Annotated in this window: 5 protein-coding genes; 1 reads left to right on the top strand and 4 read right to left on the bottom strand. The window is 58.0% G+C overall.

Annotated elements, in window-relative coordinates:
• The first annotated feature begins 137 nt into the window (after window positions 1-137).
• Window positions 138-1,244 (top strand): OmpA family protein, encoded by a 1,107-nt coding sequence (locus AS19_RS09390; RefSeq protein ID WP_046961996.1) that lies wholly within the window; start codon window positions 138-140, stop codon window positions 1,242-1,244.
• A 98-nt stretch (window positions 1,245-1,342) separates the two neighbouring features.
• Here AS19_RS09390 and recD read toward each other — a convergent pair whose 3' ends face one another.
• From recD to AS19_RS09370, 4 genes are all read right to left on the bottom strand, one after another.
• Window positions 1,343-3,280, bottom strand: coding sequence for an exodeoxyribonuclease V subunit alpha (gene recD, locus AS19_RS09385; RefSeq protein ID WP_046961995.1), 1,938 nt, complete (start codon window positions 3,278-3,280; stop codon window positions 1,343-1,345).
• Between the two features lie 171 nt (window positions 3,281-3,451).
• A complete protein-coding gene (gene recB / locus AS19_RS09380) occupies window positions 3,452-7,072 on the bottom strand; it encodes an exodeoxyribonuclease V subunit beta (protein ID WP_046961994.1) in 3,621 nt (1,206 codons plus the stop codon).
• A complete protein-coding gene (gene recC / locus AS19_RS09375; protein WP_046961993.1) occupies window positions 7,069-10,503 on the bottom strand; it encodes an exodeoxyribonuclease V subunit gamma in 3,435 nt (1,144 codons plus the stop codon). The genes recB and recC overlap by 4 nt, the downstream gene beginning before the upstream one ends.
• Before the next feature lie 216 nt (window positions 10,504-10,719).
• Window positions 10,720-12,108, bottom strand: a complete 1,389-nt coding sequence (locus tag AS19_RS09370) for a KamA family radical SAM protein (RefSeq protein WP_197540929.1) — start codon at window positions 12,106-12,108, stop codon at window positions 10,720-10,722.
• Between the last annotated feature and the right edge of the window lie 271 nt (window positions 12,109-12,379).

Here is a 12,379-nt window from a genome sequence, read left to right as displayed (position 1 = left end):
TTATGTAACTTATTGATTGCAAAGGGTTGATTTTCAGTAAAGTTGGTGTCTTCTCTCTACTTGGATGGCTTATCGTTCCCCTTTCCAGTGTTTAAATTCACTGAATAAACTTGGGAACAATGGGAAAAGACACTGCCATGAAAATTTTTTTGCGCATGACGGCTGCTATGCCGCTGTTGATTAGCCCCTTTGCTTTGGCTGGAGAAAATGTCCCAGACCAATACGGTTACATTGGTGGACACGCCAGCTACTACAATTTTTACGACAATGATGTAATCGGTAACGGCGTTGATGGTTTGGATGATGTGCCGTTTTATGGTGCCCAGCTAGGCTGGCGCTTTGCTGAAAACTGGTCTATACAGGGCTGGTATGAAGAAGTAGACGGAGACGCAGAGAGCAAATACACCTCTGGCCGTCGCTTGGATATAAAAAATTATTTCGTCAGTGGCCGTTACCACTTTAATGACCATGGCCTGCTCGGTTTCGAACCTTATGCCGGTATCAATGTGGGCGAGCAGTTGATTGAAAGCCTGAATAGACCTAACAGTGACGAAAACGACGAGCTGATGACCGGTGTGGAATTGGGTGTGCAGCGAGCCTTCTTCAAGCACGTGATTCTGGATTTTGGTACCCGCCATGCTTATAGCCAGGACCGGGAATACTGGGAAGGCCAGTTGTATTTTGGCATCAATCTGGCATTTGGCATCAGCGACGAAGATAGCGATAGCCGTGACGATGAAGTGGTTGCTGCGAACCCTGCTGAAGTCGTGACCGGTGATACCGATGGTGATGGTGTTAATGACGATAAGGATCGTTGCCCAAATACCGCTTCCGGTGCAGTGGTAGATGCCGACGGTTGTCAAGTCTATGAGTCAATGGAACGCCGTGAGACTTCGGTGATCTACTTCGGATTCGATCGCGATACAATTCAGGGCCAGTTCAGCGATGAAATTCGTGGCGTTGCTGACCGTTTGAATGAGGGTGAGCAAGGACGTATCCGCATTGAAGGCCATGCTGATAACACCGGACCGGCGGATTACAACCAGGATCTTTCTGAGCGTCGCGCCGAATCGGTGAAAGATCGCCTGATGAAAGACTTCTCGGTTAACGCTGACAAGATCACGACGCAAGGGTTTGGTGAAACCAAGCCGGTGGGTGACAACAGCACCTCTGAAGGCCGTGCCAAGAACCGTCGCGCGGACATCATCGTGGAAACAAAAGAGAAAGAAGCGCAGTTTAAATAACCGCGTGGTTTGAGAAAGAAAAACGGGATGCTTCTGCATCCCGTTTTTTTATGGCGTTATGCGCCTGCCGCACGTTTTCAACGTTGAACGTTACACTTTTAACTCAACCTCTCTGCTAACCCCGATGCCCGCCAAGTCCGCTTTTTCACCGCACTGTCCAGCACGGCCGATTTGCCGAATTCCAGCAAGGTGAAGCGATCCCGAGCCCGGGTGACGGCAGTGTAGATTAACTCTCGGGTAAGCAGGGGGTGGGGGGCATCGGGTAATACCAGCAGGGTATGCTTGAATTCCGAGCCTTGGGATTTGTGCACGGTCATGGCGTAGACGGTTTCTACCCCGTCCAGGCGGCTGGGTAATACCCACTTGATGCGCCCGTCCGGCAACTGGAACGCCACTCTTAACAGCAGCTCCGCGGTACCCTTCCTAGTCTCAAGTAAGGGCAGCGTCAGCCCCACATCGCCATTCATTAACCCCAGCTGATAATCGTTGCGCGTCATCATCACCGGGCGACCGGGGTACCATTCCCGTTCCGGCGCCAGGTCCTGTTGTTGTAGGTGGTGGGTGATGCGTTGATTGAGTTGTTCTACCCCGAAAGGACCGCTGCGCAGGCCGCTGAGCAGTTGCTGGTGGGTGAGCTGTTTGAGCAGGCCGGCGGCCCAATCATCGAAATCGTGTCGCTGTGCAGGTGGTGTTGCCACCGCGCTAAACAGTGCTCGCAGGCCTGTGTGACCATTACTGCCGTTGAGTAGCAGGGTTTCCAGTTGCTGGCTATCGCTGCTCAGGTGTTGGTGGTACAGGCTGTCCGGGTAGCGTTGAAAGCTCTTGCGCACCTGCGGCAGGTTTTCTTCGTTTACTGCCCGCGCCAGTTCGCCGATGCCGGGGCTGTCCTTGGAGCGCCAGTTGGTGCGCAACATGGCGGTTTGTTGCGCTAGGGCGTTGCCTGGGTTCTGGTCTGTCTCCTGATAGTCACTGATATCCGCGCCACAGGTATTGTTAACGAAGTCGAGAGTACGTTGCTTGTAGCGACCTTCGTGGGCATGACGGCACAAGTCACCCATCACGGCACCGGCTTCCACGCTGGCCAGTTGGTCCTTATCGCCGAGTAGAATCAACCGGGTGTGTGGGCTCAGGGCTTCCAACAGGCAAGCCATCATGTCCATGTCGATCATGCTGGCTTCATCCACCACCACCAGATCTGCGTGCAGTGGATTATCCCCATGATGGCGAAAGTGACGGCTGTCTGGCCGGGTGCCGAGCAGGCGGTGCAGTGTGGTCACTTCGGTGGGAATGGCATCGCGCACGGTGGCGTCCACGTGGAGTTTTCCTACCTGCTCACCGATGGATTCGGTGAGCCGTGCCGCAGCCTTGCCGGTGGGAGCGGCGAGACGAATACGCAGGCGCTGGTTATCGGCCATTGCCAGGCTTTGCAGCAGGCCTAACAAGCGTACCACTGTGGTGGTTTTGCCGGTGCCGGGGCCGCCGGTAATGATGCTGATCCCGCTGCGGCTGGCCAAAGCACAAGCCACCTGTTGCCAGTCGGTGTGGTTGTCGGAACCGGGAAATAATTTGGCCAGGGCTTCGCGCAGGGGGGCTTCAGGCAGTGGATTGACGGTGGCCAGTTTTTGCTCGATGGCGTCGGCCACGGCCACCTCCCGGGCCCAGTTGCGGCGCAGGTAAAGGCGGCTGCCGTCCAGTACCAATGGTGTGCTGCCGTTTTGGCTGACCAAGGTGCTTTGCTGCAGTTCATGGAGCCAGTTATTGGGCTCGCCGGGTAACAGGGCGACCAGCTCCGGCGGCGGGCTGCTGCCCCAAAGCTGGGTGGCTAACGCGCGGTTTTTTAGATCCAGACACAGGTGGCCACTGGCTTGCTGGTTGCTGGTGAAGGCGGCGAGTAATAACACCTCGTAGCTTGCTTGCGGGCATTGTTGTTTCAGGAAACGGGCAATGGCCACGTCCAGATCGCGCAGCAAATTGTTGTCGCGCAGCAGGATTAGCGCGTCTTCCCAGGTGAGGGCGGAGAACAGGTCAGCTTGCATAGGATGCCTCCAACCCGGTGGGAGGTTGAACGTTGATCGTTGGAACGCGAAAAGGACTCGAGCCTGTTGAGCAGGCTCTATGTTGCGATTTGTGTGTGGTGCGCGGGCACGGCATTGCAGTGACAGCAGAGTGCGTTCGCATTTCTGAACGTTGAACTTTCAACTTTTCCCTCATTCCTCACCCCCAAACATGACATCCAGCGCTTCGATCAGTTCGCTATCCGGTCGATCGAATACGGTACCCGCCGCCGGGCCTTGTAAACCACGCAGAAACACATAAACCGCGCCGCCCAGGTGCTGGTCCGGGTGGTAATTCGGTAGGCGGCTTTTTAGCAGGCGATGCAGGGCCAGCAGATAAAGCACGTATTGCACTTCGTAGCGTTTTTCCAGCACCGCGGCGGTCATGGCATCCAGGGTATAGGCGCTGTCGTCTACGCCCAGCCAGTTGGATTTGTAGTCGAGCACGTAGTATTTGCCCTCGTGTTCGAACACCAGGTCGATAAAGCCCTTGAGCATGCCATTGAGGGTGTCGGCTTCCAGTTTTGGGCGCGGGTAGTGCGGGGCAATATGTTGTGGGTGAACGTGCTGGCGGATTAGGGTGTCCATGTCGGCCACGTTGACTCGATGGGCAGGAAACAGGAATTCCAGCTCCGGCACATAGGTGTGCAGGGTATCGAGAGAGACGGTTCCTTCGCTTAATGGCAGCGCAGTGGTGACCGCCTGCTTCCACCAATGGCGGATGACATCGGTGTAATCCTGCCAGCCCCGGGCCTGGAGTTTTTCTTCCACGCTGGTTTCAAAGTCCATGGGGTCGGCCAGGGTTTGTTGGAAGCGCTGGTTGGCGGCCTGCTCAAGCACATCATGCAGCAGCGTGCCCGGCGCTGCGCCGCGTGGGAAAGCGTGGATGGTATCGGCTAACGGTTCCACATCCGCGGCGGGTTGTTCGTCCTGTTGTTCTGCCAATTGATCCCCGCGCGGGTCCGCGGGTGCTAAGGTTTCCTGCACCTGTTTGAGCGCGCTGTAGCTGGCAATCCACCAGGGTTGCCGTTGGCGGGGCGCAGGTATCAAGGGCGGGCGCAGGGTCTGTGATTGCGCTTGAGGCTGATACGATTCGGTGTTGCTGTGCGGTGCCTTAATGATGTTGACGGCATCGTTTGCGACGGGGGCAAGGGCGGCGCTCAAGCCATCGTTGGCCACGCCGTTGCCGAACAGTAACCGGCCGATGGCGCTTTTTTCCAATTGGTTCTGTTTACCCCGGCCTTTGATATAGGGGGCCAGCCCCAGCGTGCAGTGGTGGCAGGCGCGGGTCAGTGCCACATAGAGCAGGCGCATGTCTTCGGCGAGGCGCTCGTGATCCGCCTTGCCTTGTATTGTGTCGTCCGGTTCCAGCGATACATTGAGATGATCGTTCTCGTGGTAACGCAGGGGTGGTTTGCTTTTGTCCGCCGGGCGGAAGCTACAAATAAAAGGCAGATACACCAGCGGGTATTCCAGCCCTTTAGATTTGTGAATGGTGATGACTTTTACCCGGTCGTTGTCACTTTCCAAGCGCAGGATGCTTTCCTTGCTGCTGCCACGGCCTGCTTCGACCGTAGTTTCTACGGTGTCTTCCAGATAACGAATCAAGGATTGCTCGCCATCCAATTGTGTAGCGGCTTGCTGTAACAGTTCGGCCAGGTGCAGCAGGTTAGTCAGGGCACGCTCACCGTCCAGGTTTTGGCTAAGCCGGGCGGGCACATGGAAATCCATCAGCAGGCTGCGCAACATGGGCAGCACGCCCTGGTTTTGCCATTGCTGCCGGTAGCCGTGGAACTGCTCTACGGTTTCTTCCCAGCGCACTTCATCCTGGTTGAGGGCATCCAGCTCCGCGTAGGCCAGATCCAGCACGGCGCAGGCAAGGGCACTGCGTACTCGAGTGTCGGATTCCGGGGCCGCGCAGGCGTGCAGAATCAGCAGCAGATCATGGGCTTCGGGCTGGGCGAAAACGGAATCCTGATCGGACAGATAAACGCTGCGCACATTGCGTTGCATTAACGCATCGCGGATGGCTTTGGCTTCGGTGCGGTCGCGCACCAGAATGGCGATGTCGTTGGGGTGCAAGGGCCGGAAGGTGTCGCCTTTCTGAAATCCGGTAACGCCGTTGACCGCACCATTAAGCAGGTGCGTAATTTCACTGGCGCAGCGTGCGGCCTGTTCGTCACGGTACTGGCCGGCACTGACGGGTTTTTCCTTGTCGTCTACCCACAGGGTAATGCCGGATTGTTCTGTCTTGTCGATCAACAGAACATCCTTGCGGCCATTGGCTTTCACGGCTTTGAAGGGGATGGCGTTGTCCATCATGAACACATCGCCAAAGGTGCTCTGGCTGTAGTGGAATAGATGGTTCACCGCCTTCACCATAGTGCGAGAAGAGCGGAAGTTGGTGTCCAGCGTGTAGTGGTTGCCTTCGGTGGCCTGGCGCGCTTTCAGGTAGGTGAAAACGTCGGCGCCTCGGAAGGCATAGATGGCTTGCTTGGGGTCGCCGATCATAAACCAGCCGGTGCTTTGCTGCCCTTCATAAAGGGCGGAAAAAATGCCGTACTGGGTCGGGTCGGTATCCTGAAATTCGTCGATCAATGCCACCGGAAATTGATCGCGGATGACCTGGGCAAGCCGTTCGCCATTACCGCCCTTCAAGGCGTCGTGCAGGCGGCTGAGCATATCGTCGAAGCCCATGGTGGCCGTTTGCCGGCGTACTTGATCCACGCGCTGGTCGATCCAGGCGGCGGCATGGGTGAGCAGCTCGGTGCGGGGCAGTGCGCTGTTCGCCCGGCCTTCCATTACCGCATCCAGTTGTTGGCAAAAGGCAAAGCTCGGGCGGTGCTCTTGACCAGCCTTGGTGAGCTTCATGCCTTCGTGGGAAAACTTGGCCAGGGTGTCATAGGCCTTGCCGTTGAGCCGTTCGCCATTGGCATAGCGCTGCAGCGTATGCAGCATGCCGGGCAGGCTGGTGGTGCGGTAGCTATTGCCGTTTAGCCATTTGTTGTCGCGAGCGGCGCGTACCCATTCAAGAAAGTCAGGCAGTTCGTGGGCCAGTTGCTGGCGGGCCTGCTGGTCCCGTTCCTCTTGCGGGCCGGTTTGGTTCAGCCAGTGAGCCACGCTTTGCGGTAACGCTGACGGGTCGGCTTCTTTCAATCCCAGTAACGGCCGACAGGCTCCCAGCAAGGCGTCCGGGTTGCCCAAGTTCTCGTTTTGCAGGGCATTGGCCGCGCTTACTGGAAATTGGCTAATCACCGAGCGCCAGTAATCTCGAGCAGCCAGTTGCTGCTCTTCGCTGGCGTCTTCCTGCAATTCCAGGCTGAACAAGCTGCCCGAGTCGAAGGCGTGCTGTTTGAGCATGCGGTTGCAGAAGCCGTGGATGGTGTAGATTGCGGCTTCGTCCATCCACTGGGCGGCGGCATCCAGGCGCTGGGCGCAGCTGGTGCGTTGTTCGTTTTCACTGTAATCGCTAAGCAGTGCCGCCAGCACTGGATCGTCGGCTTCAGCGTGGGGGTCGGCAAAAATGCGCGCGGCATCAGCCAAGCGGTCGCGGATGCGTTCACGCAGTTCTTCGGTGGCGGCTTCGGTGAATGTGACCACGAGAATTTCCGGCGGCAGCAGCGGACGTGAAAACCCGTTTTCGCCTCCATGGCCCAGTACCAGGCGCAGATAAAGAGCGGCCAAGGTAAAGGTTTTGCCGGTGCCGGCACTGGCTTCGATCAGCCGGGTGCCGTGCAGCGGAAAGGTAATCGGAAGCGGACGTTCAATGTTCATGCGTCATCCCCCGGTTCGAGCCACTGGGCATGCAGGTAGAGCGGGGCATAGAGTTGTTCAGTCCAGTATTCGAAGGCGTTGGCATCGCCATGGGAGGCGGCCAGTAAGGTGTCGAAGTCGGCCCAGGCGCGGGCAATGGCCGGTTCTTTTTCCTGTTCGCCGGTATGCATAAAACCGGACTCAAACACCTTGCGTGCTTCGTTCTCACCGTTGTCTTTTTCTTCCCCTTTTAGCCAGGCGAAGGCGGTGGCGCAGGCCACGGGCAGGGGTTCGCATAACGCCTTCTGCCAGGCGTAACCTAGCTGATCCAGGCATTGCTGGGCGTCGCTGCGATGAATGTGGGGCAGGCTAAAGCGCCCGTCCTGACCTTGGATATGCGTGGTCAACGGCAGCCCGGCGGCGCAGGCGGCCAGGTGCAAGGTCCAGTCCCGAGTCAGTTTGTCGAATCGCTCTTTTAACTTGCCGGTGTGCAGCACCAACCGTTGGGCGTTGGCGCTAGAGCCACGCAAATCAGTGAGCCAATCTTCGATTTGTAAGGGGCCGGCGGTGAGGCGAATTTCCTGCTGTGGTTGCAAGGTTCCGCTGTCGGCCAGCAGCGTAAAGTAGTGTTCCAGTGGCTGCGTGAGCGGCAACAACAGGCTGTCGCGGTTGCCCTCGTCAAAGGGCGCCAGGGGTAGGTCGCCGCTGCCAGCGAGACGGTCCATGGCTACGCGCATGGCGTCATTGGCATGTTCCGGGCCGGCGCGCAGCGCTTCATTAAGCAACTGATCCTGTAACTGGAAACGTTGCAGTCCATCGAATGAAAACGGTTCGCTGTCATCCAGCACTTGGCGCTGTTGTTTCAGGCGCGCCTTTAAGCGCTGCTCGAAAAAATGGGCCACGGGTTGTTTGAGAAAACGCCCCAGGGCGGCGCAGGAAATGGGCTCGTTATTTTCCAGTGGCGGCAAGGGCTGATCATTGTCGACCCTGTGCGTTTGCTCCTCGTGGAGGGCGCGCCATTCGTTGGCGTAGGTGTGCAGGATGTGGGCGTCGGCGTTGTTGGCTGCACTGGCGTCGTTGGCCGAATAAAAATAACGGGCGCTGAACGGTTGCAGCGGATGCGACACGGTGAGGGCGTCCACCGGTTCGCCCTGATCGGTGTGCCAACGTTGATTAATGTGATCGCGTAGTTGTGCCACCAGTACCGAGGGCGGGCGTTCACTGTTGTCGCGGACGTTGCGGCCTGTCCAGCTAATGTAGAGGCTGTCGCGGGCACTGAGCAGGGCTTCCAGAAACAGGTAGCGGTCGTCGTCGCGGCGGGAACGATCCCCTGGGCGGTAGTTACCCCATTGCCGCATTAAATCAAAGTCCATGGGTTGCTGTTGGCGCGGGTAGTCGCCGTCTTTCATTCCCAGCAGACAGACATGGCGAAAGGGAATGGCGCGCATGGGCATCAGGGTGCAGATGTTAATACGCCCGGCCATGAAGCGCTGTGACATGCTCTCGGCATTGAGGGCATCGAGCAGGGGGCGGCGGGCCACGGTGAGAGGCAGGAGGCTGTCGAAGTCGGCTTCGGCGCAAGCGGCCAGCCAGTCGTTAAGGGCATCGCGCAGGCTTGCATCCAGGGTTTGGTCCGCTTCGTCCACGGGGTTGAAAAGATCATCGAAGAGGGCGGTAAACCGTTGTTGCCAGTGCCGGGCACTGGTGTCCTCGCGCGATTGTTGCCAGTGATATTCCAGGGTGTCGAGCAGTCTGGATAATCGGCCGGCCAGTTCGGCGCCCAGACCAGCGACTTCGTCCAGGGGTTCAATGCCCATCCAGGCCGGGCCGTCGCCGAGCAGGTAGCCGGCCAGCATCCGTTTCAGGCCGAAGGCCCAGCTGTTTTGTTCGAAGCCAGGGACATCCAGGGTTTTGCGTTGCGGGCTGTTGAGCCCCCAGCGAATCCGCGCCTGATCGATCCAGCGGGCCAGTTGTGGCAGATCGCTTTCGTCGATGCCGAAGCGTTCGCGTACGGCGGGTACATCCAGCAGGTCGAGAATGTTGGTGGCGGTGAAGCGCCATTGTGGCAGGTGTAGCAGAGACTCGACGGCCTGTGCCAACGGCGAGGCCGCACCGGCGCTGCGGTCGCTGAGGGTGTAGGGCAGATAGCGCGGATCGTCCCGTTCCAGCCGGCCGAATACGGCCTCAATGTGCGGGGCGTAGACCTCGATATCCGGCACCATCACGATCACGTCGCGGGGCTGCAGGGTGGGGTCGGTGCTGAAGCGATCCAGCAATGCGTCCTGAAGAATTTCCACTTCCCGTTGAGCACTGTGGGCGATGCGGAAACTGAGTGAGCCATCAGCGGGTGACGCGCTACCGGCTCTCAGTGGCGGACGTTGATCCGGTTTGGGCAGGGGTTCCAGGTCGAGAATATCCTGCTGCAATTGTTGCAGCACGCTCTGTGGCTCAATGGCTTCAAACAGGTCAATCTGATTGTGAAAGACGCTGCGATAGCTGTCCGGATCGTCGTGATCGTAGAGCAGGCCGATAAAGTCCCGCCCCTGTTTGCCCCAGGCGGCCAATAATGGATTAACCCGGTTTTCCGGCATGGTGGTCACATGCCGCTTGCGGTTGTCCAGTTGGCGGCGCAGCAGTTGTTTATCTTCGACGATATCCGCCCAGTAATGCTGACAGGGATTTTGTACCAGCATCAGTATTTGGCAATGCTGGCTAAGCGCGGCCAGCGCTTCCAGAGCCTGCTGGGGCAGAGCGCTAATGCCGAAGATAATCAGCCGGCGTGGCAGGCCCGCAGGTGACGTGCCTTGTTCCTTTTGCAGAGTGAGCGCGGCGATGAAATCCCTGTGAATGGCGCTGCGGCTGAGGCCCCGTTTACTGGAATCCATGTCTGCCAGCAGGGCACGCCATAGGTGGGCCTGCCATAACTGACTGGTGGGAAATTCAACGAAGGTATCCCGATCCTGGTCTTTACGCAGGCGGTCGTTGCCGTTTTCCCAGTCGTCCAACCAATCTGCCCGGTACATTTGATAGGCATCGAACAAATCCGCCAGTCGCTCGGCCAGTTGGTGGCGTTTGCGGCCATCCACATCGTCGGCAAGAAAGTGGCGTAGCGGGCCGAAGTGTTCGCTATTGAGCAGGGTGGGCAGCAACCGGTACAGCCGCCACAGCAGGCGGGATTTGTCGAACGGGGACGTGCGCGGTACCTGGTCTTCACCCAGCACGGTGCGATAGGCCCCCCACAGGAATCGGGCTGGCATCTGGAACTGGAAACCGGCGCTGATGCCGAGTGCATCCGCCAGCTGCAGTTTCAGCCACTGCGCCATGCCGTTGGACTGCACCAGAAAGGTTTCCGTTTCCAGCGGTGACAGTGGTTCGCGCTGCAACCAGTCGGCCACCAGCTCGGTGAGGGTTTCCAGACGGTTGCCGTGCAGCACCATCAGCCCGTTTTGCATGGATATTCCTTGCCTGACTTGTGTGTATGCGAAAGGAGTTAGATTAAGGGAGAGCGCGGCTTGGTGCCACAAAAGAGCCGCGCCTTACACGCGAGAGCATTTAAATAATCGAATGCTGGAATAATGCGTGCTTCATTCTCTTCAGGCTTTAGGTTGTTGGCAAAATGAAAACGCTCCGCATGGGCGGGGCGTTTTCATACTGGCTGTCCGTTGCTGTTAGCTTTCCATTTCTGCCAGCGCATCTTCAAAGAAGAATTTCTCTTCGCCAAAGGCCGGTTCCAGATGATTGAGCCAGGTGGCTTCTTCGTTGTATTTGGCGAAGAAGGGGCGCTGAACCCAATCGTGGTTGCGGCCTTGAATGAAACGCAGGGCGAAAACTTTCTCGCCGTTGATTTCGGTAACGCCCTGGATTTCCACCTTGCCCGGGTGGCTGGACATGCTGGGGCCGCGCGCGGTGCGAGCGATGCCGGAGACCTGTTTCATGGCATCGCGATAGATGTTCCAGGCCTTGGCCAGCGGCACTTCAAAGTAATGGCGGGCGCCGGTGTCACGCTCTACGAACATGTAATAAGGAATGATGCCCAGCTCGACCTGGGTTTGCCACAGGCGCGCCCAGTCGTCGGCGTTGTCATTAATGTGCGCCAGCAGCGGCCCCTGGGCACGGATCACGGCACCTGTGGCGCGGACCCGTTTCACCGCTTCACGGGCGATGTTGGTTTCCAGTTCCTGCCAGTGGTTGTAGTGGGCCATCAGCGCCAGGTGTTTGCCGCTGGCGATCACTTCTTCGAACAGGTGTAGCAGATCCTTGGCGTCGGCATCGGAGACCACGCGCTGGGGCCAGAAGGTGAGTGCCTTGGAGCCGATACGGATGGTGCGGATCTGTTCCAGTTCCAGCAGCGGCTCGATATGAGCTCGCAGGTTCTTGGTTTTCATCACCAGCGGATCACCGCCGGTAATCAAGACATCGGAAATTTCCGGGTGGGCTTGAATGTACTTCTTCAGCTGGCCGGCTTCCTTGGTAGCGATTTTCAGGTCGTTGTCGCCGATGAACTGGGCCCAACGGAAACAGAAGGTGCAGTAGCTGTGGCAGACCTGACCCTGGCTGGGGAAAAACAGCACAGTCTCGTTGTACTTGTGTTGGATGCCTTCGATCTTCTCGCCGTCCACTTCTGGGATGTTGTGTTCCATCTGCCCCGCAGGGTGCGGGTTCAGCGCTTCACGCACTTCGGCGATAGCGGTTTTAATGGCGGTTTTGTCGCCGCCACGCATGGCATCGGCGACCTTGTCGAAGTGTTCCGGGGCCAGCATGCCTTTCTGGGGAAAGGTGAGCTGGTAGATGGGATCATTGGGCACATTATCCCAGTTGATCAGTTCGTTGATCACATATTCGTTGACCCGAAACGGCAGAACATTGGCCACCACGTCCATGGCAAAGCGGGTCTCGTCGTCCAGGCGCTGTAGCGGTTCGATTTTGTCCAGCTGGCGCGCGGTGTAGACCTTGAAGCGACGGGGCTCGTCGTAGGCGTGGTCGAAAGTATGGGCCAACGTGGCGGTGCTTTCTTGGATGTCCTGGTGCAACGGAATAACGGTATTGGTTTCGGGCATGGTATTGCTCCTCATCATGCGCCGGCATGACGTAAACGCCGTCAACACCGGTACACTGGTGTTATCTAAACCAGTGGAATAATCGTGACTACTGATGGCCAGCGGCGGCTGGTGATGGCCAGCGGCGGCTGGCGCTAAGCTGGGGCTTGTTAGCCCGTTTTACGTGCGTCGGCGTGGCAACGCAGAGGACTTGGAACGGATTGCCCCCCAGCCATATCGGGGGGGAGAGTGGTCGTTATCTGTACGCGGCTTAACTGGCGCCAGCTGACCG

Origin of the sequence: Alcanivorax sp. NBRC 101098 (assembly GCF_001010505.1) — a bacterium.
Lineage (GTDB): Bacteria > Pseudomonadota > Gammaproteobacteria > Pseudomonadales > Alcanivoracaceae > Alcanivorax > Alcanivorax borkumensis.
Note: the sequence above shows the minus strand (reverse complement) of the source record. Positions and strands in the feature narration are given on the sequence as shown.

Coding starts and splice junctions, on each gene's coding strand:
- recB (WP_046961994.1), bottom strand. CDS start 7,072: ATGAACATTGAACGTCCGCTTCCGATTACCTTTCCGCTGCACGGCACC.
- recC (WP_046961993.1), bottom strand. CDS start 10,503: ATGCAAAACGGGCTGATGGTGCTGCACGGCAACCGTCTGGAAACCCTC.
- AS19_RS09370 (WP_197540929.1), bottom strand. CDS start 12,108: ATGCCCGAAACCAATACCGTTATTCCGTTGCACCAGGACATCCAAGAA.
- AS19_RS09390 (WP_046961996.1), top strand. CDS start 138: ATGAAAATTTTTTTGCGCATGACGGCTGCTATGCCGCTGTTGATTAGC.
- recD (WP_046961995.1), bottom strand. CDS start 3,280: ATGCAAGCTGACCTGTTCTCCGCCCTCACCTGGGAAGACGCGCTAATC.